The 23,798-nt window shown below is 73.7% G+C and carries 21 protein-coding genes and 1 riboswitch; of the genes, 11 read left to right on the top strand and 10 right to left on the bottom strand.

The window, feature by feature from the left end; all coding sequences use genetic code 11:
- Both ACFWB8_RS16575 and ACFWB8_RS16570 read left to right on the top strand, forming a co-directional pair.
- A partial coding sequence (locus ACFWB8_RS16575; RefSeq protein ID WP_385226593.1) for an FAD-dependent oxidoreductase occupies positions 1 to 1,676 on the top strand: 1,676 nt, incomplete at its 5' end.
- Positions 1,677 to 1,700: 24 nt separating this feature from the next.
- Entirely contained in the window at positions 1,701 to 2,489 is a 789-nt protein-coding gene (locus tag ACFWB8_RS16570; protein ID WP_385226591.1) for a helix-turn-helix domain-containing protein, read from the top strand.
- Here ACFWB8_RS16570 and ACFWB8_RS16565 read toward each other — a convergent pair.
- Positions 2,475 to 2,900, bottom strand: a complete 426-nt coding sequence (locus ACFWB8_RS16565; protein ID WP_385226589.1) for a hypothetical protein — start codon at positions 2,898 to 2,900, stop codon at positions 2,475 to 2,477. The genes ACFWB8_RS16570 and ACFWB8_RS16565 overlap by 15 nt on opposite strands.
- A 289-nt stretch (positions 2,901 to 3,189) precedes the next feature.
- On the opposite strand from ACFWB8_RS16565, the gene ACFWB8_RS16560 reads away from it, so the two are divergent.
- From ACFWB8_RS16560 to ACFWB8_RS16545, 4 genes are all read left to right on the top strand, one after another.
- Entirely contained in the window at positions 3,190 to 4,212 is a 1,023-nt protein-coding gene (locus ACFWB8_RS16560) for a hypothetical protein (RefSeq protein ID WP_385226587.1), read from the top strand.
- A complete protein-coding gene (locus ACFWB8_RS16555) occupies positions 4,209 to 4,778 on the top strand; it encodes a toxin-antitoxin system, toxin component (protein WP_385226585.1) in 570 nt (189 codons plus the stop codon). The genes ACFWB8_RS16560 and ACFWB8_RS16555 overlap by 4 nt, the downstream gene beginning before the upstream one ends.
- A gap of 126 nt (positions 4,779 to 4,904) precedes the next feature.
- Positions 4,905 to 6,437 (top strand): NAD(P)/FAD-dependent oxidoreductase, encoded by a 1,533-nt coding sequence (locus ACFWB8_RS16550; RefSeq protein WP_385226583.1) that lies wholly within the window; start codon positions 4,905 to 4,907, stop codon positions 6,435 to 6,437.
- On the top strand, positions 6,434 to 7,666 hold the full coding sequence (locus ACFWB8_RS16545) for an MAB_1171c family putative transporter (RefSeq protein ID WP_385226581.1): 1,233 nt from the start codon (positions 6,434 to 6,436) through the stop codon (positions 7,664 to 7,666). The genes ACFWB8_RS16550 and ACFWB8_RS16545 overlap by 4 nt, the downstream gene beginning before the upstream one ends.
- A 69-nt stretch (positions 7,667 to 7,735) precedes the next feature.
- Here the strand turns inward: ACFWB8_RS16545 and ACFWB8_RS16540 are convergent, their stop codons facing one another.
- Positions 7,736 to 8,581 carry a bifunctional 5,10-methylenetetrahydrofolate dehydrogenase/5,10-methenyltetrahydrofolate cyclohydrolase gene (locus tag ACFWB8_RS16540; protein ID WP_385226603.1) on the bottom strand — a complete coding sequence of 282 codons (846 nt, stop codon included), beginning with the start codon at positions 8,579 to 8,581 and terminating at the stop codon, positions 7,736 to 7,738.
- Positions 8,582 to 8,653: 72 nt separating this feature from the next.
- Positions 8,654 to 8,748, bottom strand: a riboswitch (ZMP/ZTP riboswitch).
- Between the two features lie 57 nt (positions 8,749 to 8,805).
- Here ACFWB8_RS16540 and ACFWB8_RS16535 point away from each other — a divergent pair.
- A complete protein-coding gene (locus tag ACFWB8_RS16535) occupies positions 8,806 to 9,567 on the top strand; it encodes a methyltransferase domain-containing protein (protein WP_385226579.1) in 762 nt (253 codons plus the stop codon).
- Positions 9,568 to 9,782: 215 nt separating this feature from the next.
- Positions 9,783 to 11,369 carry an RNA polymerase sigma factor gene (locus ACFWB8_RS16530; protein WP_385226577.1) on the top strand — a complete coding sequence of 529 codons (1,587 nt, stop codon included), beginning with the start codon at positions 9,783 to 9,785 and terminating at the stop codon, positions 11,367 to 11,369.
- Between the two features lie 4 nt (positions 11,370 to 11,373).
- Here the strand turns inward: ACFWB8_RS16530 and ACFWB8_RS16525 are convergent, their stop codons facing one another.
- From ACFWB8_RS16525 to ACFWB8_RS16500, 6 genes are all read right to left on the bottom strand, one after another.
- On the bottom strand, positions 11,374 to 13,197 hold the full coding sequence (locus tag ACFWB8_RS16525) for a hypothetical protein (RefSeq protein WP_385226575.1): 1,824 nt from the start codon (positions 13,195 to 13,197) through the stop codon (positions 11,374 to 11,376).
- The gene (locus ACFWB8_RS16520; RefSeq protein WP_385226573.1) at positions 13,194 to 14,255 is read right to left on the bottom strand and encodes an ATP-binding protein; all 1,062 of its coding nucleotides are present in this window, start codon (positions 14,253 to 14,255) and stop codon (positions 13,194 to 13,196) included. Before ACFWB8_RS16520 ends, ACFWB8_RS16525 begins: the two co-directional genes overlap by 4 nt.
- Before the next feature lie 87 nt (positions 14,256 to 14,342).
- The gene (locus ACFWB8_RS16515) at positions 14,343 to 14,792 is read right to left on the bottom strand and encodes an SRPBCC family protein (RefSeq protein ID WP_385226571.1); all 450 of its coding nucleotides are present in this window, start codon (positions 14,790 to 14,792) and stop codon (positions 14,343 to 14,345) included.
- A 42-nt stretch (positions 14,793 to 14,834) separates the two neighbouring features.
- On the bottom strand, positions 14,835 to 16,280 hold the full coding sequence (locus ACFWB8_RS16510; RefSeq protein WP_385226569.1) for an amino acid permease: 1,446 nt from the start codon (positions 16,278 to 16,280) through the stop codon (positions 14,835 to 14,837).
- Between the two features lie 75 nt (positions 16,281 to 16,355).
- The gene (locus ACFWB8_RS16505) at positions 16,356 to 18,491 is read right to left on the bottom strand and encodes a phage holin family protein (RefSeq protein WP_385226601.1); all 2,136 of its coding nucleotides are present in this window, start codon (positions 18,489 to 18,491) and stop codon (positions 16,356 to 16,358) included.
- A 128-nt stretch (positions 18,492 to 18,619) separates the two neighbouring features.
- A complete protein-coding gene (locus ACFWB8_RS16500; RefSeq protein ID WP_385226567.1) occupies positions 18,620 to 19,024 on the bottom strand; it encodes a hypothetical protein in 405 nt (134 codons plus the stop codon).
- Positions 19,025 to 19,170: 146 nt separating this feature from the next.
- On the opposite strand from ACFWB8_RS16500, the gene ACFWB8_RS16495 reads away from it, so the two are divergent.
- Both ACFWB8_RS16495 and ACFWB8_RS16490 read left to right on the top strand, forming a co-directional pair.
- Positions 19,171 to 19,947: an MBL fold metallo-hydrolase gene (locus ACFWB8_RS16495; RefSeq protein ID WP_385226565.1), complete on the top strand. Its 777-nt coding sequence runs from the start codon at positions 19,171 to 19,173 to the stop codon at positions 19,945 to 19,947.
- Between the two features lie 2 nt (positions 19,948 to 19,949).
- A complete protein-coding gene (locus ACFWB8_RS16490; RefSeq protein WP_385226599.1) occupies positions 19,950 to 20,597 on the top strand; it encodes a DedA family protein in 648 nt (215 codons plus the stop codon).
- Between the two features lie 228 nt (positions 20,598 to 20,825).
- Here the strand turns inward: ACFWB8_RS16490 and ACFWB8_RS16485 are convergent, their stop codons facing one another.
- Together ACFWB8_RS16485 and ACFWB8_RS16480 are read right to left on the bottom strand one after the other, a co-directional pair.
- The gene (locus tag ACFWB8_RS16485; RefSeq protein WP_385226563.1) at positions 20,826 to 22,052 is read right to left on the bottom strand and encodes an aminotransferase class I/II-fold pyridoxal phosphate-dependent enzyme; all 1,227 of its coding nucleotides are present in this window, start codon (positions 22,050 to 22,052) and stop codon (positions 20,826 to 20,828) included.
- Positions 22,053 to 22,163: 111 nt separating this feature from the next.
- Positions 22,164 to 22,736: a TIGR03086 family metal-binding protein gene (locus ACFWB8_RS16480; protein WP_385226561.1), complete on the bottom strand. Its 573-nt coding sequence runs from the start codon at positions 22,734 to 22,736 to the stop codon at positions 22,164 to 22,166.
- 232 nt (positions 22,737 to 22,968) lie between these two features.
- Here ACFWB8_RS16480 and ACFWB8_RS16475 point away from each other — a divergent pair, with 232 nt between their 5' ends.
- Positions 22,969 to 23,778 (top strand): methyltransferase domain-containing protein, encoded by an 810-nt coding sequence (locus tag ACFWB8_RS16475; RefSeq protein WP_385226597.1) that lies wholly within the window; start codon positions 22,969 to 22,971, stop codon positions 23,776 to 23,778.
- Positions 23,779 to 23,798 lie beyond the last annotated feature (20 nt).

The raw sequence follows: 23,798 nt of genomic DNA, 5'->3' as shown, positions 1-23,798 counted from the left end.
CCGCGACACCGCCCACCGGCCGCAGCGTCGCCGTCCTCGGCGGCGGGGTCGCCGGCCTGACGGCGGCGCACGAGCTCGCCGAGCGCGGCTACGCCGTCACCGTGTACGAGCGCCGCGCGCTCGGCGGCAAGGCCCGCAGCATGGACGTGCCCGGCAGCGCGCGCGGCGGCCGCCGGCCGCTGCCCGCCGAGCACGGCTTCCGCTTCATCCCGGGCATCTACCACAACCTGCCCGACACGATGCGGCGCATCCCCTTCCCCGGCAACGCCAACGGCGTGTGGGACAACCTCGTCGCCCCGCGCGAGATGATGTTCGCCCGGGCGGCCGGCCGGGAGGACCTGCGGGCCCCCATCCCGTGGCCCGACCGCTCCCCCGCCGAGCTGACCCCCGACGAGCTGCGCCGGGCACTCACCGGCATCATGCAGTCGCTGGTCAGGCTCCCGCCGCACGAGACGGCGTACTTCGTCGACCGTGCGCTCGTCTTCCTCACCAGCTGCGACGAGCGCCGCGACGAGGTCTGGGAGCACACCCCTTGGTGGGAGTTCGTGCGCGCGGCCCGGATGTCGAGCGAGTACCAGCGCATCCTGGCCATCGGCGTCACCCGCAACATCGTGGCGACCAAGGCCGAGGAGGCCTCCACCCGTACGGTGGGCACGCTCGGCGAGGCCTTGGTCTTCAACCTGCTCGGGCGCGGCGCCGACGGCCCGCCGGACCGCATCCTCAACCTGCCGACCAACGAGGCCTGGATCGACCCCTGGGAGGCCCATCTGCGTTCCCTCGGGGTGGAGTTCAAGATGGGCTGGACGGTACGCGAGGTGCGGTACGCCGACGGCCGCGTGAGCGGGGTGCTCACCGAGGACCCCGCCGGATCCCTTCACACCGTCACGGCCGACCACTACGTCAGCGCGCTGCCCGTCGAGCACGCCCGCCGTACCTGGAGTCCGGCGCTGCGGGCCGCCGATCCGATGCTGGGGCGCTGCGACAAGCTGGAGACCGACTGGATGACCGGCATCCAGTTCTATCTCACCGAGCGCGCGCCCCTCGTCCACGGACACCTCAACTGCATCGACTCGCCTTGGTCGTTGACGGCGATCCAGCAGGCCGAGCACTGGCCCTCGCGGGACTTCCCCGCCGACTACGGGGACGGCGTGGCGGTCGACTGCCTGTCGGTGGACATCTCGGAGTGGGACAAGCCCGGCATCCTGTACGGGAAGACGGCCAAGGAGTGCACCCGCGAGGAGGTGGCGCGCGAGGTGTGGGCGCAGCTGAAGGCCTCGCTCAACGACACGGGCCGGACCCTGCTGACCGACTCCAGGCTGCACTCCTGGTTCCTGGACCCGGGCGTGGACGGGCTGGGCACCCCGAACCCCACCAACCAGGACCAGTTGCTGATCCACCCCACCGGCACGTTCCACAACCGTCCGAGCGCGGGAACCCGGATCCCGAACTTCTTCCTCAGCGGGGACTACGTGGCCGTCGCCATCGACCTGGCCACCATGGAGGGCGCCAACGCCTCGGCCCGCGCAGCGGTCAACTCCCTGCTGGACCAGGACGGTTCGAAGGCCGCCCGGTGCGCGGTCCGGCCGCTGTACCGGGCCCCGGAGGTGGAGGCCGCGAAGCGGCACGACCTGTGGCGCCACCGTCTCGGCCTGCGGAACATCTTCGACCTGGGATGACCCCGCTCGGCTACCGTCGTGGGCATGACGATGACGAGTGTGGGAGCGCTGCTGCGCACCTGGCGGGAGCGGCGCGGCATCAGCCAGCTGGAGCTGGCCGGCCGCGCCGACTCCTCGTCCCGGCACATCAGTTTCGTGGAGACCGGCCGGTCGCGCCCCAGCGAGGAGATGGTGCTGCGGCTCGCCGACCGGCTCGACGTACCGATGCGGGACCGCAACACCCTGCTGCTGGCGGCCGGTTACGCACCCCGGTACGCGCACACCCCGATGGACGCCCCGGAGCTGGGGGTGCTGCGCGAGAGCCTGGAGCGGCTGCTCACCGGCTACGAGCCGTACCCGGCGCTGGTGGTGGACGGCACGTACACGGTGGTGGCGGCGAACCGGGGCATCGCGATGCTGCTGGAGGGGATGCCCGAGCACCTGCTGGCGCCGCCGCTCAACGCGATGCGGCTCACCCTGCACCCGCAGGGGCTGGCTCCGCGCATCCGCAACCTGCGGGAGTGGCGGGGGCACCTGCTGGAGCAGATGCAGCGGCAGCTCGCCCTCTCGCGTTCGCAGCCGCTGCGGGCCCTGTACGACGAGGTGGCGGCGTACCCGGTGGCGGAGCAGCCCGGCGAGGACGAGCCGCAGGAAGCGGCGCCGTACATCGCGCTGCCACTGCGGATCGAGCACGACGGGCACGTGCTCTCCTTCGTGTCGTCCATCTCCACCTTCAACACGCCGATGGACGTGACCGTCGCCGAGCTGGCCATCGAGACCCTGCTGCCGGCCGACCCGGCGACGGCGAAGTACCTGCGCTCACTGGCCTCCTGAACCGGCCGGGCGCAGCGCCAGCCACTGGAGGAGGGCGAAGGAGGCGACGGTGAGGGCCTGCGCCGGGATCCACACCGCACCGGCGGTCGTGGGCGAGAGCCAGGTGAAGGGGGAGACCAGACTGAGCGCCGCCCAGGCGCAGTTGGCCTCGATGACGAACCTCACCGGGAAGGCCGGGGTCCGGCTCCGCGAGGCGAGCAGGCCGACGCCGGCCCCGTAGGCGACGAGGAAGAGCCCGAGCGCGAACAGGGCCGTCCCGCCGACCCCGAGCAGCCGCCCGAGCGGGGCCGAGAAGGCGGCGTAGGCGAGGCCGTTGCCCGCGGTGACGACCGCGTCGAGGGCGAGCACCCGGCGCAGCGCGATCCGCGGGACGTCGGTGCGGGCGACGGTGGCGAGCAGGGTGGCGGACATGAGGGCTCCCTGAAGGTCGAAGGCGCTGGTGGCGGTGGAGATCCGGGCGGGTTCCGGAGCCGAGTGCGCGGCCCCGGAACCCGTTGCCACCACGATGCCGCCGGGCCGCCGCGGGGTCGATTACCTCCGGGGTCATGCCCCTGGCATGCCAACCTTTCTTGAGACGGATGGAAAGAAAGGTGGGAGGGCGCCCTGGTTCGCCACGCAGTGGAGGGCTACGCTTCACGCAGAGCAACCGAATCGAACGTCTTCTCTACCAGACGCCTCTCGAGTTACGGAGAACTGCCCGGTGCGAGCCGCCCGACCCGCCCTCGACACGATCTGGGGCCGCGTCGTGGAGCTGGCGGAGCAGCGCGGCCAGGACCCGGCCGAGGTGCTCTCCGTCGAGCGGCTGAGCCACCTGTCCGGGGTCGAGCCCGCGCTCATTCCCCGCGTGGTCGCCGGCACCGCTCCCGAACTGCCGCTGTGCCGGCGGGTGCACCAGCGCTTCCTGCGGCTGCGCTCCACCCGCCGCGACCGATACGGCCGGGAGTGGTCGCTCGCCGCCATAGCCGAGGACTTCGACGCCCCCGGGGCCTCCCTGGGGCCGCTCAACGCGGGCACCGGACTGCCCCGGCTCGGCCACGCGGCCGGCGTACAGCGGTTCTTCGGGGTCTACGCCGGCTTCCTCCTCGCCGACAGCAAGAGCGCGGTCGAGCGGGCGCTGGCCACCACCGCGCCCGGCCCGGCGGGCCCCGCGGACGCGGCGGACGCGGACGACCTGGAGCACCTCTCGTACCTCACCGGCATCACCCCGCAGGGCATCCGGCTCACCCTCGACGGAACGCCGCCCCGGCTCCCGCTCAAGGAGCAGGTGCGCCTGCGGTTCGAGCACCTGCGCCGCACCCGCCGACGGGAGGACGGCCAGCCCCACTCCCTCTCCGCCATCGCCGGATCCTTCGACGCCTCCGGCCAGTCGCTGACCCGGCTGGCGCGGGGCGACGGGCTGCCGAACCTCGCCGCGGCCGCCGGGATCCAGCGCTTCTACGGCGTCGAGAGCGGATTCCTGCTGGCCGACGACACCGAGGCGCTCGGCTCCGCCCTCGCCCGCGTGGAGCGCGAGCTGGAAGCCGCGCAGCGGGCGGCGGGGAACCCGATGCTGGCCGTGATGCGGGCACACGACGTACGCAACATCGTCACGCGCGCCGGGCGGCTCTCCCCGGGCGGCTGGAAGTCCCTGGCTGACCACCTGGACGATCTGCTCGCGCGGGAAGGACAGCTGAACCCTCCCGCCGCGCCCTGCGACCGAACTGCCGAGGGGGGAGCGCCATGAGGACGACGCGGGCCATGCGAAGGCTCGGCTGCGATCTGCTGGCGGAGGCACGGCTCACGGCGCCGTCCGAGGCCGGCGAGATCATCGGGAGCGTCTGCGCCGCGTACGCGCGCAGGCGCGGCGGCCGGCCGGTGGAGTTCCGCTTCGCGGTCTTCCCGCCCGACACCGCCAGCGGGCTGTGGCTGGAGTTGACCGAGCGCGACCTGCTCGTCATCGAGGAGCGCACCCGGCCCGAGCACCAGCTCGTCATCGCCTGCCACGAGTTGTGGCACGTGGACGAGGGCACCTGTGACCGCCACGGCCCGGGCATGGCGGTGGCCGCCCGGCTGACGGAGCGCCACGGCAGCCTCGCGGAACTGCTGCGCTCCGACGCCGGGCTCGGCACGGTGGTCCGGCAGGCGGCCGCCCGCGCCGACCGGCAGGACCCGGCGGAGATCCGGGCCGAGACCTTCGGACTGCACCTCGGCAAGCTGCTGAAGCCCTACCTGCCACCGCCACCACCCCGGGAAGAACAGGTCCCCGAGGCGATCGAGCGCATCAAGACCTCGTTCGGCTGGGGACGTTGAGCGCGGAAGACAACCAGGCCCCGGGACCCGGGGCGTGACCACAGCGGCGGCCGACCACCGCCTTCCCCGCCGACGCACCTCCTTCGCCGATGCCTCGGGCACGGCCCTGACAGAGAGCACCACACGATGACCCAGTCTTCCCCGCCCCGCCACGCCGTCGTCATCGGCGGCAGCCTGGCCGGCCTGCTCGCGGCGGCCGTCCTCGCCGAGCACACGACGGTCACGATCATCGACGCGGACTCGCTGCCGGACGGCCCGGCTCCGCGGCGCGGCCTGCCCCAGGCCCGCCACGTCCACCTCCTGTGGTCGGGCGGGGCCCGCGCCATCGAGGAGATCCTGCCGGGGATCACCGACGACTGGACGGCCGCGGGCGCCTTCCGCCGGAGCCTGCCCACCGATCTGGTGACCAAGACCGCCCAGGGTTGGCTGCGGCGCCACGACGAGATGCAGTTCAACATCTCCTGCAGCCGCGACCTCCTCGACTCGGTGGTCCGCTCCCGTGTCATCGGGCTGGCCGGGGTCACCACCCTGGAGCGCAGCCGCGTCCGCTCCCTGGAGGGCACGGCCGCCCGGGTCACCGGGGTCCGCGTCGACACCCCGCAGGAGGAGAACCGGCTGGTCACGGCTGACATCGTGGTGGACGCGAGCGGCCGTGGCTCCCGGGCCCGCGCCTGGCTGGAGGCGCTCGGCCCGATCGCACTGCGGCAGGCCGAGGTCGACTCCGGCCTCGTCTACGCGACCCGCATCTTCGAGGCGCCCGCCGGGGCCCACGCGGCCGGCTTCCCGATCATCAACGTGCAGTCCGACCCCCGGGTGCCCGTACCGGGCCAGACGGCGACGCTCGTACCGATCGAGGGCGGCCGCTGGCAGGCCACCCTGTCCGGCACGCGCGGCGGGCAGCCCACGGCCGACCCGGACCGGTTCATCCCGTTCGCCAAGGGGGTGCGGGACCCGATCGTCGGCGAGCTGCTCGAAGACAAGAAGCCCCTCACGGACGTGGCCGTCACCCAGGGCACCGCCAACCGCCGGGTGTACTTCGAGAAGGCGGAGCTGCCCGACGGCTTCTTCGCCGTCGGCGACTCGGTGGCCACCTTCAACCCGCTCTACGGGCAGGGCATGACGGTCGCCGCCCAGGGGCTGCTCGCCGTACGCGGCCTGCTGCGGGCCAAGGGCCTCGCCCACCCCGCCATCGGCCGCGAGGCGCAGCGGGTCATCGCCCCGCAGGTGGCCATCGCCTGGGACCTCGCCACCTCGCAGGACATCCTCTACCCGGGCGCCACCGGCATGAAGCCGCGTGCCGGGGCGGGCCTGCTCAACGGGTACGTCGACCGGCTGATGACCGGTGCCCTCACGAACGAGTCGCTGGCCGCCGCCCTGCTCCAGGTCATCACCATGAACCGGCCGCCCACGTACTGGCTGCGCCCGTCCATGGTCTGGGAGGTGCTGCGGGCCTCGGACCGGGGCGCCCTCAAGGCCGCGCCGCTCACCACGGCCGAGCGGGCCGTGGCCGGCCTCGACCGCGGGACCGGCGCCGCGGACCCGGTGGGCGCGCTGAGCCCGGTGGACGCGGCGGGTCCGGCCGACGCTGTGGGTCCCGTCGACCCGGTGAGCCCCGTCGACCCGGTGGGTCCCGTCGACCCCGTCGGACAGGCCCGATGACGGAAAGCCTGATCCTCTACGTGCCGGGGCTGGTGATCGCCGCGGCGCTGATCGTCAAGGCGCCGACCTTACGCCGGGGCTGGGACCAGCCCCTCATGCGTGCCGTCTGCACCCTGCTGGCGGTCGGCTCCCTCGCCGTGTTCCTCTCGGCGCCCCCGACGATCGTCCTCGTCAACCGCCTGACCGGCATCGTCAACTTCTCGGCACCTCTGGTCTACAGCCTGCTCACCGCGTTCTCGGGCGCCTCCATCGTGCTGATCCTGTACTGGGGCGGGACCCCGACCCCCGGTGTCCGGCGGACCATCCGCGTCACCGTGGCCGCGTACAGCGCCGTCATCGTGCTGATCGTCGCCCTGTTCGCGAAGGGTGACGCGCCGGTCGAGCGGCTGCGCGACATGGACACGTACTACGCGAACACGCCCTGGATCCGCGAGATGATCGTCTGCTACCTGGTGGCCCACACCGTGGGCAGCACCGCGCTCACCCTGCTGTGCCGCAAGTGGCTGCGGCGCCTGACCCCGGCGGCGGGCTCGCCCGGCCCGAAGAATCCGATGCGGCCGCTGCGCACCGGGCTGGCGCTGCTCATGCTCGGCGGAGCCATGGACATGGCCTTCGTCACCGTGAAGTGGATCGCGGTGGGCGCCCACTGGAGCGGTCGTGACTGGGACGGACTGTCCACGTACGGGGCGCCGCCGATCGCGGCCACTGCGGCCCTGCTGGTCGGCACGGGGTTCATCGTGCCGCTCGTCGGCGGCTCGGCGGCCTGGCGGGACTTCAGCGAGTACCGGCGGCTGCAGCCGCTGTGGGCGGCGCTGCGCGGGTTCGCCGCGTCCAGCGTGATGACCGTACCGATGACCTGGTGGTCGCCGGTCGGGATCCGGCTGATCCACCGGGAGTCGGTGATCGACGACGGGATCCTGGCCCTCGCGTGCTGGTTCGACCCCGCCGTACGCAGCCGCGCCCACGAAGCCGCGCTCGCCCAGGGCCTCACCGAACGGGAGGCCTCCCTGGTCGCGGACGCGGCCATGCTCGCCGCGGCCTGCCAGCACCGGGCGGCCGCCGACCGCGCGGGCGACGGCTGCGCCGGGCCGGGCGCGGGGCTCGGCTGCCCGGCCCCGTACCGGATGGACTCCCACCGCCTGGACTCCCAGCCGCTGGCCGAACTGGCGCAGGAGTTCCGCGCCTCCCCCATCGTCGCCGCGGCCCGCCGCCGCGCCTCCGGCGTCTAGTGCCGTGGCCGGGGGATGCGCGACGCCCCGGACCGAAGGGCCCGGGGCGTTCGTCGTGTTCCGGGACCGCTACAGGTCCGCGAGCGACAGCCCGGCCTGCGCGGCGGCGGCCCGGACGGTCTGCTCCAGCAGGACGGCGATGGTCATCGGGCCGACACCGCCCGGGACCGGGGTGATCAGCGAGGCGCGGGCGGCGGCCGACTCGAAGTGGACGTCGCCCACGTTGCCCTCGTTGTAGCCGGCGTCCAGGACGACCGCGCCGTGCTTGATGTCCTCGCCGCGGATGAACTCGGCCTTGCCGACCGCGGCGACCAGCACGTCCGCCTGGCGGACGATCGACGGCAGGTCCACGGTGCGCGAGTGGCAGTAGGTGACGGTGGCGTTCTGCTCCAGGAGCAGCATCCCGGCCGGCTTGCCCAGGATCGCGCTGCGGCCGACCACCACGGCGTGCTTGCCGGTCAGGTCGACGTCGTACTCGGCGAGCAGCCGCATGATGCCGCCGGGGGTGCAGGAGACGAAGCCCGGCAGCCCGAAGCCCATGGCGGCGAAGGAGTGCATGGTGACCCCGTCGACATCCTTGCCGGGGGCGATGGCCTCGAAGGCCGCGCGCTCGTCGATGTGGTGCGGGACGGGGTGCTGGAGCAGGATGCCGCTGATCTCCGGGTCCTCGGAGAGCGCGGTGAGGGCGGCCACCAGCTCCTCGGTGGTGGTCTCGGCCGGGAGCTCCACGTGGCGGGAGGTGATCCCGGCCTTGGCGCAACGGTTCTGCTTCATGCGTACGTAGGTGACGGACGCGGGGTCCTCGCCGACCAGCACGGTCGCGAGGCAGGGGGCGGTGCCGGTGCGCTCGGTGATCTTGGCCGCGTAGGCGGCGGTCTGCTCCGAGATGCGGCGCGCGAGGGCGGTGCCGTCCATCAGCCGGGCGGTGGAGGTGGCGGTCTGGGCAGTCGTCACGGGGTCTCCTGAACGTCGCTGCGGTTCGCGGTAGCGGTTCGCCCAGGCGCGCGGCAGCCGACGTACGACGCGTACGCCGGGCCGCTCCCCGGTGGTGATCCACCCGAACGCCAGTCACGGCCCGGGGCTCACTGTAGTCGACTCATCCGGTGGATGACCGGGGCCCGGGCTGGGACGATCTACGCATGACGCGTACTTTCGACCATCTCGTGGCCGAGGCCGAGTCCGTATCGGTGGACGGCTGGGACTTCTCCTGGCTCGACGGCCGCGCCACCGAGCAGCGCCCCTCCTGGGGCTATCAGCGGCTGCTGGGCGAGCGGCTGGCCCGGGTCCGCTCCGCGCTCGACATCCAGACCGGCGGCGGCGAGGTCCTCGCCGGCTGCGCACCGCTGCCCCCGCTGACGGCGGCCACCGAGTCCTGGCCGCCCAACATCACCAAGGCGACCCGGCTGCTGCACCCGCTCGGCGCGGTCGTGGTCGCGGACGCCGACGAGCCGCCGCTGCCGTTCGGCGACGAGGCCTTCGAGCTCGTCACCAGCAGGCACCCGGTGACCATCTGGTGGGACGAGATCGCGCGGGTGCTCCGGCCCGCCGGCACCTACCTGTCCCAGCAGGTCGGTCCGGCGAGCGTCTTCGAGCTGGTCGAGTACTTCCTCGGGCCCCAGCCGGAGGAGGCCCGGCGCGGCCGGCACCCCGACGACGCCGTGGCGGACGCCACGAAGGCCGGCCTCGAGGTCGTCGATCTGCGCTCGGAACGACTGCGAACGGAGTTCCACGACATCGGAGCCGTGATCTACTTTCTCCGGAAGGTGATCTGGATGGTGCCCGGCTTCACGGTCGGGCAGTACCGGGACCGGTTGCGCGAGCTGCACGAACAGATCGAACGCGAAGGCCCGTTCGTCGCACACACCGCCCGTTTCCTCATCGAGGCCCGCAAAACGGGCTGACGGATGGGGCCGACGGAACCGCGCCGGATTGGTTGCCCCGCCACAGCGTGGCGCAGGTCACTCAATTCAGCGCGTAACGAATCGACTCGGGCATGCGATGAACCGACAGGTGTCCTCGCGCGGCCCCGGAATACAGACCCCCCTCGGGTCTGTTTCCCAAGTTCGCGCGATGATGTCCCGCCCACCCCTTATCTGTTCGCAACGAGAGGCTCCTTGTGTCGCTCAGCCCGTCCCGTACGTTCCCCACGGAGATCGCCGAATCCGAGGCCCTTGTCGCGCTTGTCGAGCGCGGCCGCGAGCAGGGTCACATCAACGGTGACGACGTGCGCCAGGCCTTCGAGGCCGGCCGCATCCCGGTGGACCAGTGGAAGCGGGTCCTGCGCAGCCTGAACCAGGTCCTGGACGAGGAGGGCGTCGCGCTGCACGTCAGCGCCGCGCCCGCCACGAAGGTTGCCGCCAAGAAGCCGCGCAAGGCGGCCGCTGCCCCGGCCCGCACCGCCACCAAGAAGGCTGCCGCCGCGCCGCGCCCCATCGGCGCGCGCAAGACCTCGGCCACCAGTCCGGCCCCGGGCACCGCTGCGGCGATATCCGCTCCGTCGGCCGCCGCCACCGAGGACGAGGCGACGGCCGAGGCCGTCGCCGAGCCGAAGAAGCGGACGGTCAAGAAGACCGCCGCGAAGAAGACCGCCACCAAGAAGACGGCGGCGAAGAAGACCGGCGCCAAGGACGGCGACGAGGCCGAGACCCCGGCGGCCGTGGGCGAGGACTGGGCAGCCGAGGACCTCGCCGACGACGCCGAGGAGGAGACCCCCAAGCCCGGCGGCACCCAGGGCTTCGTCCTGTCCGACGACGACGAGGACGACGCCCCGGCGCAGACGGTCATGGTGGCCGGCGCCACCGCCGACCCCGTCAAGGACTACCTGAAGCTGATCGGCAAGGTGCCGCTCCTCAACGCCGAGCAGGAGGTCGAGCTCGCCAAGCGCATCGAGGCGGGTCTCTTCTCCGAGTACAAGCTCGAAGAGGAGGAGGACCACAAGCCCGCCTTCAAGCGCGAGCTGGAGATCCTTGTCGAGGACGGCCGCCGGGCCAAGAACCACCTGCTGGAGGCCAACCTCCGCCTCGTGGTCTCCCTGGCCAAGCGCTACACCGGCCGCGGCATGCTCTTCCTGGACCTGATCCAGGAGGGCAACGTCGGCCTGATCCGCGCCGTGGAGAAGTTCGACTACACCAAGGGCTTCAAGTTCTCCACGTACGCGACCTGGTGGATCCGCCAGGCGATCACGCGTGCCATGGCGGACCAGTCGCGCACCATCCGCATCCCCGTCCACATGGTCGAGATCATCAACAAGCTGGCCCGCGTCCAGCGCCAGATGCTCCAGGACCTCGGCCGGGAGCCCACTCCGGAGGAGCTGGGCAAGGAGCTCGACATGACCCCCGAGAAGGTCATCGAGGTCCAGAAGTACGGCCGCGAGCCGATCTCCCTGCACACCCCCCTGGGTGAGGAGGGCGACAGCGAGTTCGGCGACCTCATCGAGGACTCCGAGGCGGTCGTCCCGGCCGACGCCGTGAGCTTCACCTTCCTCCAGGAGCAGCTCCAGTCGATCCTGGGCACGCTCTCCGAGCGCGAGGCGGGCGTGGTCTCCATGCGTTACGGCCTCAACGACGGCCAGCCGAAGACCCTGGACGAGATCGGCCGCGTGTACGGGGTCACCCGTGAGCGCATCCGCCAGATCGAGTCCAAGACCATGTCGAAGCTGCGCCACCCGTCGCGTTCGCAGGTGCTGCGCGACTACCTCGACTAAACCGTCAGGTCAGTCGGAAGACGGGCCCTCGTGGCGTGAACGGCAGGGAAGCACCCTGCGGAACCAGATAGGCGTGCTCGCGCCGGATCCGCAGGGTGTCGCACCACCCGTCCGTGATCACCAGAACCGGGGCCCCGGGCGGGAAGTCCTCCGCCCGCTGGAGCAGGTCGATGCCCGGTTGCAGTTCCGTGCCGCCGCGGCCGCGCACCCGTACCCGGCCCGCGATCTCGCTCGGGGGCAGATAGCCCGCGTCGTACGGCGCCGCGTCACAGAACACGACGCGTGCCGCCGTTACGTCGCGGGCCCGTGCGTACGAGGCGATCGCGCCCAGCGCCTTGCCGAGCAGGGCGGCGTTCATGGACCCCGAGGTGTCGAGCACCACGCCGAAGGTGCAGCGGGCGATCTCCTCGGGCGGGAAGTACCGGCCCGCGCGGGGGATGTCCGGGGTGGACGCCTGGCGGCGTGCCGGGCGCGCGTAGGACCGTACGGCCACGGGACGCGGCACGTACTCGTCGAACCAGCGGGCGAGGCGGGCGTCCCAGGGCACCGGCGGGTGCGCCAAGGCCCGGATCTCCTGGATCAGCCCGGCGGGCAACAGCCCGCGCTCCCCGTACGCGTGCAGGTCGAAGCCCTGGACCAGGGCCCGCCGGTAGAAGCCGTCCAGATCGCTGTACGGGCCGCTCCCCGGGTGGGGCAGCGGCTCGCCCAGGATGTCCCCGAGGCCCTTGCCGCGCAGGGTCGCGAGCCGGCGCATCCGGCGCAGGTCGGTGGTGATGCGGTCGTAGACCTCCTCGACCGAGAGGTCCTTCAGCGCCGGGTCGTGGAGCAGCCCTTCGGGCATCTCGCCGACCCCCATCTCCACGAGCCAGCCGTTGACCACGTAGTCGGCGGCCACGTTGTGCAGGTACGGGTCGCGTGCGCCGCGGCGCTCGCCGTGGCGCAGGGCGGCGTGCAGCATCTCGTGGGCGAGGATGAACCGCCATTCGCCGTCGGTGAAGGTGCGCAGCGGGTTGACGTAGATCTCGCCGGCGCTCGCGCTGACGGCGGCGATGGCGATGCCCTGGGAGCGGGCGAGTTCGGCGTCGGCGACGATCTCCAGGCCGGCGGCGAGGCCGCCGAGCAGCGGGTAGGAGGAGACGAACCAGTTCAGCGCCCGGTCCCACGGGTGCCGGCGTACGCGCTCTCCCGTGATCCGGTCGCGGCGGCCGCCCGCGACGTCCATGGCGGCGGAGACGCTGCGGGTCAGGGCGTGCGCGAAGGCCGTCTCCCAGTCGGGGGCGGCGCTGTTCCCCCAGGCCGGCCAGGTGACCAGGACCTGGTCGGGGTGGTCCCCGGCGGTGCCGCAGCGCTCGTAGGCGGCGGGGATGCCGTCGCGGCGCCAGCGGGCGGCGAGCAGTTCCTCGTCGCCGCCGGGGTACTGGGCGGGGAGGTGGTCGGGGGCCCGGCCGACGGAGAAGGTCAGCAGGAAGCGGTTGACGACGGCGCAGCGGGCGGCGAGGTCGAAGCGGTCGGGCTGCGGACGGTCCTCGTCCCCGTCGGCGGGGACGTGGCCGAAGCCGAGGTGGAGCAGGGCGTGGGCGATCGTCCAGGCCCACTCCCGGGGGTCGGCCCGTCGGGTGGGGTGGACGTGGATCGTGCCGTTGGAGGTCACGACGGCCAGTCCCCCGGTGGGGGCGGCCGCGCAGCCGGCCTCGCGGCAGATGTTCCCCTCGACGGCGGCGAGGGCCGGGTTCCGTTTGACCAGGGCCAGGCCCTCGGCGAAGGCCTGGGTGGCGGGGTCGGCCTTGGTCTCCTTGCCGTTCTTGCCGCGCGGGGCGCCGCGGCTCACCGGCGGGCCTCGACCAGGCGGGGCATGTCGCGGGCGGCCTCGATCAGGAACCAGCCGGGCAGGACCGGCAGCCCGTCGCCGTCGTCGGCGATGACGGTCTGGGCGACCTCGACGGAGATTTCGGCGAGCTGCACGAGCAGGGACTTGGCGCGGTAGGCGGTCTGCCGGACGGCGGGCGAGACGTGTTCGCGCTGCGCCGGGAGTTCCTTGATCAGGCGGCCGCGGAAGGCCTCGGCCAGGTAGTACAGCAGGTCGCGGTCGGCGGGCCGGGTGGGCCAGGAGGCGTCGCCCTTGATGATCGCCTCGATGCCGAAGCTGTGGCGGACGATCTTCGCGTAGCCGCAGAAGGAGACGGCGTGCGCGGGGGTGAGGGTGCCGTGCGCGACGACCTTCAGGGTCTGCTCGTCCAGCTCGGGCCCGAAGGAGTGCAGGGCGTCGGAGAGCATGTGCCAGGAACGCGGCGTGGAGAAGGGTTCCTCGGTCTTGGGCGGCTGCGACCACAGGTGGTCGGGGCGGTCGGTGAGGTGGTCGGTGATCCAGGGGTGGATGCCGTTCTCGCCGGCCCAGATCAGCCAGTCCTGCGCGGAGGCCTGGAGGTGGACGTGGGTGAGGCGGTTGACCAGGGCCGAGGCGATGGGCCGGGCCAGCGCGTTGTCGGTGGCCCGGTTGCCCGCGCCGATGACGATGGAGCCGGCGGGCAGCTCGTAGGAGCCGATCCGGCGGTCGAGGATCAGCGAGTAGAAGGCCTTCTGGACGTCCGGGGACGCGGCGTTGAGCTCGTCGAGGAAGAGGCAGTACGGCTCGTCGCGGGCGATGGCCTCGGGCGGGCAGAAGACGGAGCGGCCGTCACGGATCTGCGGTACGCCGATCAGGTCCTCGGGGGCGAGCTGCGTACCGAGGAGGCTGACGCACTCCAGGCCCAGGGAGTCGGCGAACTTCCGCACGAGCGAGGACTTTCCGATGCCGGGCGCCCCCCAGAGGAACACGGGCCGCACCGTGGCGAGGCCGAGGAGCAGTTCGGGGATCTGGGCGGGAGTGACGGTCACGGCAGCCTGCACGGGTGTGGATGTCCTTCGGGGTCCGGGATGTGGTGCGCCCAGTGTGGGCGCACCCCGTCTCCGGGAGCATCCGGTTTTCCCGCCGGCTCAGGCCGCGGAGTGCTCCAGCAGGTGCTTCAGCTTCTCCTCGCTGCGGGGCATTTCCTTGCGGACCATCGGCTTGACCACCAGGGGGACGAGGCCCCTGCCCAGGCCGTGGCCCTCGAAGTCGACGGAGAGCGTGACGCGTGAGCGGGTCCCGTTGTCGAGGGGTTCGATCCGGCCCCGTACGTCCGGCCGGACGGGCCCGTCGACGCCGTGGAGGTGCCAGCTGCGCGGCGGGTCGAATTCCGTGAACTCCACGGTCGAGGGCATCCGCCGCTTGCCGACCCGGCGGGTGACGAGGACCCTCGAACCCACGTGGACCGGCAGGTCGCCCACGGGAGCCGCGGACACGGCGCCGTCCTGCCACTCCGGCAGGTGCGTGGGGTCCGTGACGTAGGCGAAGACGTCCTCGGGTCTGCGGTCGATGTCGATGCTGTTGCTGATCGCGGACATGGCGACCCCTTAGAGCCCCCCTGACCGGCCTCTGCTTCCAAATTACCCCGCGGGTGAAACGGCCGCCCGCCGCCTGCGGGCGGACCTCGCCGACATCACCGCGTACACGGGCACGCCCGCGAAGAGGAAGAGGACGCCCTGGTAGACGGCGGCGTAGCCGGATCCGGCGACCAGCCACATCGAGAAGGCGAAGGCCAGGCAGGCGAGGACGCAGTCGCGGACGAGCCGGCCGCGGTGGACCCGCTCGGACTGGCCGGAGGCGAGGAAATACAGCTGCGCGGCGGTGGACAGCAGATAGGGGACGGTCGCGGTGAAGGTGGTGACCAGGACCAGGGTCTCGAAGACGCCCTCGGAGCCGGCTGTGTAGTTGTAGAGGGTCAGGCCGGAGGCCAGCACGACGGTGACGAGGACACCGGCCACCGGGACACCGCGCTTCTTCGTCCCGAAGGCCTTGGGGAACAGCCCGTCCTTGGCGGCGGCGTACGGGGTCTGCGCGCTGAGCAGGGTCCATCCGTTGAGCGCGCCGACCATCGAGACCACGGCCGCGCAGGCGACGAGCGTGCCGCCCCAGGTGCCTTCGGCCCCTCCATCTGCGGAGAACATGGCGTTGACGGCGTCGGTGAACGGAGCGGTGGAGGAGACCAGCTCCTCGTGCGGGACCAGGCCGAAGACGGCGAGGGTGCCCAGCAGGTAGACGGCGGCCGCGCCGACGGTGCCGAGGATGGTGGCCCGGCCGACGTTGCGGGCCGGGTCGCGGACCTCGCCGGCACTGACGGCGGCCGATTCGACGCCGAGGTAGCTGAAGAGCAGGATCGCGGCGGTGGCGGAGACGGCGCCGACCGCACTCTGGTCGGTGGCCCGGAAGGGGCCGAGGTTGGCCGGGTCGAAGAAGAACAGCCCGCCCACGGCGACCAGCAGCAGGGGCGCGAACTTCAGGACGGTGGCGACCACCTGCACCGCGCCGACGTAGCGGGTGCCGGCCAGGTTGGCCAGAGCGGGCAGCCACTGCACGGTGAGGGCGGCCAGGCACATCGACCACTTGTGCTCGCCCACGGCCGGGAAGAGCACGCCGAGGTAGCCGACGGACGCGACGGCGAGGGCCGCGTTGGAGACCCAGGTGGTGATCCAGTAGCTCCACGCCGCGAGGAAGCCCGCGAAGTCGCCGAACGCGGCGCGGGCGTAGACGTACGGGCCGCCGGTCTGCGGGTGGCGTTCGGCGAGACGCCCGAAGACCAGGGCGAGGGCGACGGCGCCGAGGGTGAGTACGCCGAAGGCGACGAGGCTGACGGTGCCGAAGGGGGCCACCGAGGCGGGCAACAGGAAGATGCCGCCGCCGATGATGTTGCCCATGACCAGGCAGGTCGCGACGGGGAGGCCGAAGCGGCGGGCGTGCGGGCCGTCCTGCGGGCGGGTCTCGGAGGCGGGCTCGCCCTCGCCCCCGGCCTCGACTTCGGGAGCTGCGGTGGGCGGTGCTGTGGTGCTGGTCATCGGTGGTGCGCCTCGGGGTGTCTCACATGCTGGGCAGGTCAACCCATGGTTGACCAGCGCGAAGGAGCCACCAAATCAGCGGGTTTCGTCCCGCACGGAGGCGTCCACGGAAGGAAAGGTTCCGTCCGATGCCCCCTCCAGCCGCTGATTCTCCACCCGCGTCGGAGCGGCCCGGGGGCCGGCCGGCACCTGCGGGCCGTCCGCCTCCCGCAGCCAGCGCCGCAGCACCCGGTGCACCGCCTCCGCGCCCACGAGCTCGGCCCCGGGCTCCGGGCCGGGCTCCGACAGCTCGCTCGGCCACATCAGGAACGCGCGCCCCTGCTCCCCGCCGAGGCCCCCGTGCGAGCCGATCTGCTCCTCGAAGGCGTGCACCGCGCCCGTGTCCGGGTCGTACGCCGAGTTCACCATGATGTCGGCCACGTGCGGGAAGGAGTCGGTCCGCCGGACGGCCTGCGCGGCGCCCGGCCCGAAGCGCGCCAGCGCCGCCTCCGCCTCGCCCGGGACGTCCAGCCGCGCCCGGGCCCCGTCCGGCCCCAGCACCTCCCCGTCCACCAGCAGGAAACCGATGCCCGGGTGGTTGGCCAGGGTCGCCAGCAGGGCCGGGTGCGCGCGCTCGATCCGCTCCCGCGAGGCCCGGCCCGGCAGGTCGGGGAAGGAGATCAGCCCGAGGTTGCCCGAGGCCAGCACGACCGGGTCCGGGCCCGGCTCCGGGTGGGCCTCCTCGCCCTCCTCCTCGACCGGCCGGTGCAGGGCGGCCCGTACGGCGGCGCGCGCCTCGGCCCCACTGTGGGTGCGCCCGGCCCGGCGGGACACCGGCAGCCCGCAGCCGGCCCGGACCAGGTCCTTCAGCCTGAGCCCGTACCGCCCCAGGAAGGTCTCGCCGGGGCTCTGGCCGTGGTCCGAGAGCAGCACGATCCGGTACTCCCGCGGCGCGTGCTCGGCGACCCGCGCGAGCAGCGCGAGGCTCCGGTCGAGGCGGGCGAGGACCTGGTCGGTGTCCCGGCCGTACGGGCCCGAGTGGTGGGCGACCTCGTCGTAGGCGACCAGGTCCGCGTACACGGCGGCGCGCCCGGCGAGCATGTCGCCGATCACGGCCGCCACCACGACGTCGCGCTCCACCACCGTCGCGAAGGCCCGGATCATCGGGTAGAGCCCGCCCCGGGACACCCGCGGCCGGTCCTCGCGCAGGCGGGACCTCACCGACTGGCCGATCTCCCGGCCCACTTCGGCGGTGAAGGAGAGCGCGGTGCGCACCGCGTTGGCCGGGTCGGAGAAGTACGCGAAGTAGCCCGCGCGGGAGCGGTTGGCCCGGCCCCGGCGGGCGGAGACCGAGAGCACGAGGGCCAGTTGGTCGGCGCCGCCGCTGAAGAGGTTCCCGCGGCTGGCCCCGTCGAGGGTGAGCAGCCCGCCGTTGCCGGTGCGGGCGACGGCCCGCCGCTGGAGGTCGGCGGCGCTGGTGGGGCGGTTGCAGACCATCACCTCGCCGGTGTCCTTCTCGTACCAGCGGAAGGCCGGGACGTCGAAGTTCGAGCCGTGCAGGATGCCGAGCTGGCTGGCGCCGGTCTGGCTGGACCAGTCCGTACGCCAGGAGGTGATGCGGTGGGTGCGCTCCAGCCAGTCGGCCACCGTCGGCATCACGCCCCTGCCGGCGGCCCGGCGCAGCACCTCGTGGCCGACGCCGTCGAGCTGGATGATCACCAGGCCGGGCGCGGCCTCGTCCGCGCCCCTGGTGCCCTGTCGGCGCTGGCGGCGCCGCTGCCGGTCGGCGAGCCGGTAGAGCCGGCGCCGGTAGGCCTCGTCGTCGCGTACGGCCAGCGCCGTGGAGGTCGCCGAGGCGACGGCGGACATCACCGCGGCCACCACCACGGCGGTCTCGGGGGCCACCTCGCTGCGGCCGGCGGGGACCAGGTTGAGTGCGAGGAGCAGCAGCGAGCCGTTGAGGAAGAAGACGAGGAGCCCGAGCACCAGGGCCGGTACCAGCAGCAGGGCCCGTACGAGGACCGGCCAGACCAGCGCGCTCAGCAGTCCGAAGGCGCCGGCGCCCCATGCGGCGGTCAGGCCGATCCGCGTGATGCTGTCGCCGTCGGCGGACTCCAGCCGGAAGTCGGGCAGGATCCCCGCCAGGGCGAGCATGGTGAGGGTGGACACCGCCCACACCAGAATCACCCGCACCAGGGCGCTGCCCGTGCTCCGCCACCGGCCGCCTCGCAACACGCCGTACCCGCCTCACCACCGTGGTCCGCGCCCCGCACGCGGGTCACCGTCACCTCTCAGGCTCGCACAGCCGGGCACGGCGGGCCGGGCGAGAGGGGTGGCGTACGTGCGTGCGCGCGACGGTTCTAGGTGCCGTCGTAGCCCGCGGTCGGCATGGAGAGCCTGCGGTGCACCTCGGCCTTCATCGCGGAGGTGTACTGCGGCTCGTCGCGCCCGGCCGTCTCCAGCCGTACGCCGCGCCGCTCGCACTCCGCGGTGAACTCCTCGACGGAGCGCAGCGCGCGGGCCAGCACGCGGTGGTTGGGGGTGACGAACAGGTCGACCTGTCCGGCGTCGATGTCGGACCAGAGCCCGCAGTGGTCGGCGCGCAGCCCGTAGATCAGCAGTTGCCTCGTCACGACGTAGCCCCGGTCGGCCGCCCAGCGGACGCACATGGCGTGCTGGGTCCGGGTGTCGACGGCGAAGGGGTCGGCGTCGAGTTCCTCGAGCGGGGCCAGGCTGGCGATCGCGGCCACGCGCAGCTCATCCATGTCGCCCGACCCTACTCCGATCCGCGGCCCGGGAGGAGGGGACGTCGGATTCCGGTTCCAGGCGGACCGTAGGGGCAGCCTCTAGGCTCGGGAGGTGCGGGGAGGTCCGGGATGTCCGGGGGACGCGCGAGAGGGAGGGGAGGCCGGTGCCGGTGGAGGTGACCTGGTGGGGCCATGCCACGTGCACGGTCGAGGACTCCGGGGTGCGGCTGCTCACGGACCCGCTGTTCGCGCGGCGGCTGGCGCATCTGCGGCGGCGGCGCGGGGCGGTGCCCCCGGCCCGGGCGGCCGTGGCGGACGTGGTGCTGGTGTCGCACCTGCACGCCGACCACCTGCACCTGCCGTCGCTGGCGCGGCTCGCGCCCGGGACCCGGCTGGTGGTGCCGCGCGGTGCGCGCCGGGCCGTGCCGGGGCTGGCGCGGCTCGCGCGGGCGCGCTCCTTCGCCGTCACGGAGGTGGCGCCGGGCGAGGAGTTCGCCGTACGGGACGGCGTACGGGTACGGGCGGTCAGCGCGCGGCACGACGGGCGGCGGCTGCCGTTCGGGCCGCACCTGGCGCCGGCGCTCGGCTACGTGGTGCAGGGCGAGGCGCGGACCTACTTCGCCGGGGACACCGGGCTGTTCGACGCGATGGCCGGGGAGGTCGGGCCGGTGGACGTGGCGCTGCTGCCGGTGGGCGGCTGGGGGCCTTACCTGGGGCAGGGGCACCTGGACCCGGGGCGGGCGGCGCGGGCGCTGGCCGCGCTGGACCCGGCCGCGGCGGTGCCGGTGCACTACGGGACGTACTGGCCGATCGGGATGGACGCGGTGCGGCCGCACGAATTCCACGCGCCGGGCGAGGAGTTCGTACGGCTCGCCGGGCAGCTGGCGCCGAAGGTGACCGTACGGGTACCCGCGCACGGGGAGCGGGTGCGGCTGCCGTGACACTGCTCGACCTCGCGGCGACGGCCGGTCAGGTCCCGCCGGAGACGACCCGGCAGGCCGTCGGCTACCCGGCGCTGTTCGTGCTGGTGGCGCTCGGCGCGCTGGTGCCCGTGATCCCGACGGGGGCGCTGGTCAGTTCGGCGGCGGTGGTGGCGTTCCACCAGCAGTCGATGCCGTTCGGGCTGTTGCTGGTGTTCGGGGTGGCGGCGCTGGCGGCCTTCACCGGGGACGTCGCGCTGTACTGGCTGGGGCAGCGCGGGGTGCGCTCCCGCGGCGGCTCGCGCTGGCTGGAGGCCCTGCGCGGCCGGGCCACGCCGGAGCGGCTGGAGCAGGCGCAGACGAGACTGGACGAACACGGGGTGCTGGTCCTGGTGGTCTCCCGCCTGGTCCCGGCGGGCCGCATCCCGGTGATGCTGGCCTGCCTGCTGGCGCGGTTGCCGCTGCGCCGCTTCGCCCGCGGCGACGCCCCCGCCTGCCTCGCCTGGGCGGCGACGTACGGCCTGATCGGCATCCTCGGCGGCTCGCTCTTCTCGGAACCGTGGAAGGGCGTGGCCCTGGCGGTGGCCCTGACCCTCCTGATCAGCGCGGCCCCTTCCCTCCTCCGGCGCCTGCGCACCGAGCCCGCGTCCCACCAGGGGGACGTCCCGTAGCCGTCCTCGACGTCGGGGCCGGGCCGCAAGGCGCCCTCGCGGGTGAGCCGGGCGAAGGCGCGCAGTCCGGGCGGCGCGGTGGTTGGTCAGCCGGTCCGCGAACGAGCGCGGCCACACCCGGTGCTCCCCCAGCGGGCGCGGGGGCCCGGTGGGGCGCGGCACTCCGCAGGAGGCCGGGCTCCGCGCCTGGTCCCCCATCGGGCAGTCTCCGTCCAGGGTGGGTTCCCGTCACGCGAGTTCGGCGAGGACCGCGCCGAGGTGGTCCAGGGAGCGCCGTACGTGCGGGAGCGCCAGCGGGTCGCGTGCGGTGAGCGCGGTCAGCCGCTCCTGCGGGGTGGCGCCGAGCAGCGGTCCCGTCGACAACCGCACGCGCAGGGCGACCGGTTCGTCGGCGAACCGCTGGCCGCCGGGGGTGGGCGCCCCGAGCCGGGCGCCGAGCCAGTCCTCCAGCTCCATCGCGTCGCCGACCCCGTGGCGGGCCAGGCCCGCGCGCAGCGGGGTGAGGTCGGCGTAGAGGTGCCGTCCGGCCTGCGGGGGCCGGGCGAGCGCCCCGACGGCCAGCAGTTCCCGGTGGGCGGCGGCGGCCACGGCGCCGTGCAGGGCGGCGGCCGCGTGAGCGCGTGCGGCGACGGCGTCGGGCTCGTCGAGGGCGTATGCGGCGGCCCCGGCGACGGGTCCCGCGACCAGCGCCCCGGTGGCGGTCAGGACGTCGAGGGTGCGGGCGCGCAGCCAGGTGCCGCGCGCGGTGTCGGGGAAGCGGATCACGGCGGCGGGCCAGCCGGCGGGCAGCAGCGCGCCGGACAGGTCGACGAGCACGGCGGCCCGGTCGGGCAGCATCTCCGCCGGAGAGAGCACGAGGGTGTCGTGCGGGCGGTGCACGGTGTCGCGCCAGCTCTCGTCACTGACGACGAACAGCCCGGCGTCGGCGGCGGCCTCGCAGGCCTCCCGCAGCAGTTCGGGCGGCGGCACGGTGGCGGTCGGGTCGTCGGCGACGGAGAGCAGCAGGATGCGCGGGTCGCCGCCCTCGGCGCGTACCCGCCGTACGGTCTCCAGCAGGGCGTACGGGTCGGGTACGCCACCGCACTCGGCCGGCGTGGGCACGTGGTAGGCCCGCCGTCCCAGCAGCCGGACCTGCGGGGTCCACCAGGCGGGACAGGGCCGGGGCAGCAGCACGTCACCGCCGTACGCCCCGATCAGCGCGAGCAGCAGGGGGGCGGCGCCGGGTCCGGCTGCCACGTTCTCGGGGACGGTCGGCAGCCCGCGGCGCCCCCAGTGGCGGCAGGCCGCTTCGCGCACGGGCTCGCCGCCGCCCGCGGGCTCGGGGGCGGAGCGTCCGGCTGCGGCGGCGAGCACGGCGGTGAGCTCGGGCAGCACGGGCAGGCCGGGCTGGGGGGCGGGCGGTCCGTAGCGGACCGGACCGCGGCCCTCGGCCGTCGTGCGCTGCGTCCCCGCCACTCCCCGCCACCTCTTTCCGCCCCGCTCCGGGCCTCGCTCCCGCCGCCACTCCCACCGGCCTTGTCTTTATACGACTATTCGTTCCGCTTTGCCCATTGAGTGGGGGCGCGGTCAGCCCCGCCTCCCGACGAGTGCGAGCAGCCGGGTCTGGGCGTCGGCCCCCGCCTGGATCTCCACCGGCGGCGCGTACGCCCCGCTCGCGGCGAGCCCGTCGGCGTACGGCATGACCTCCTTGATCGAGAACTCGACCAGGGAGTCCGGCAGCCGGTCGTCGGCGCCGATCGCCCGGGCGAGGTCCCAGGCGTGCACGACGCAGTCGGCGGTCAGCTCCGAGCAGTACGCCGATCCGAGCGCGGGCCCGTAGGAGAGGCGCACGGTGCGGTCCAGCGCCCCGGACGCGGTGAAGGCCGCGTGCGCGGCGGCCGCGGCCCGGTCCCAGGCGGCGACGGGGTCCGCGCCGAGCAGGTCGCCGGAGAGCTCGTCCCCGACGTCCTCGACGGTGCGGCCGTCCGTGACCAGCGGCGGGATCCACCGCTGTTCGCCGGTCACGTGATTGACCAGCTCCCGTACGTTCCACTCCGTGCACGGGGTCGGCGCGGCCCACTGGTCGTCCGCGATCGCCCGCACGTAACCGCCGAAGAGCCGCAGCGCCTCGGCGTGCTGTTCGAGCAGCGTGTCCGGCATGGGTCTCACCGTCCTTCGCCCCGGAGTTCACCCCCTGGCCCCACTGTCCTCGCACCTGCTGCGCCCTGCCACCGACCTCCCCGATCCCCTTGGTACACAAGCACGGTGTCCACATGGCAAAACACATATCTCATAGTGCGAACTGATCCTCTAGGTTGGCCTCAAGCTTCGCCACCACTTCGCCAGCACTTCGGCACCACTTCGACGACGAGGAGTCACTTCCGTGAACGCCATGAAGGAGACCGCCGTCTACACCCACGGCCACCACGAGTCGGTCCTGCGCTCGCACCGCTGGCGCACCGCCGCGAACTCGGCCGCCTACCTGATCGGTGAGCTGCGCCCCGGCATGTCCGTCCTGGACGTGGGCTGCGGTCCGGGCACGATCACCGCGGACCTGGCGGAGCTGGTCGGACCGGGCGGGCAGGTCACGGCGGTGGACGCGGCGCCGGACGTGCTGGCCCAGGCGGGCGCGTACGCGCAGGAGCGCGGCCTGCGCAACGTCTCGTTCGCCACGGCGGACGTGCACGCGCTGGAGTTCCCGGACGACTCCTTCGACGTGGTCCACGCCCATCAGGTGCTGCAGCACGTCGGCGACCCGCTCCAGGCGCTGCGGGAGATGCGGCGGGTGTGCCGCCCGGGCGGGATCGTGGCGGCGCGGGACGCGGACTACGCGGCGATGACCTGGTACCCGGCGACCCCGGGGCTGGCGGACTGGCAGGGCCTGTACCGGCGGGTGGCCCGCGCGAACGGCGGCGAACCGGACGCCGGGCGCCGCCTGCGCTCCTGGGCGAGGGCGGCGGGCTTCACGGACATCGCGTCCTCGGCGACGGCCTGGTGCTACGCGACCGCCGAGGAGACGGCATGGTGGTCCGCACTGTGGGCGGACCGTACGACCGCCTCCGCGTACGCGGACATCACCACCCGGGGCGGCCACGCGACCGCCGCGGAGCTGGCCCGGATCGCCGCCGCCTGGCGCACCTGGGGCGCGGAACCCGACGCCTGGTTCTCGGTGCTGAACGGCGAGGTCCTCTGCCGGGCGTGACCCGCGGACGCCGCCGGGGA

It is taken from the genome of Streptomyces sp. NPDC060031 (genome assembly GCF_042736805.1).
Classification (GTDB): domain Bacteria; phylum Actinomycetota; class Actinomycetes; order Streptomycetales; family Streptomycetaceae; genus Streptomyces.
The sequence above is the reverse complement of the archived record's forward strand: the minus strand, read 5'-3'. Positions and strand labels throughout refer to the sequence as shown.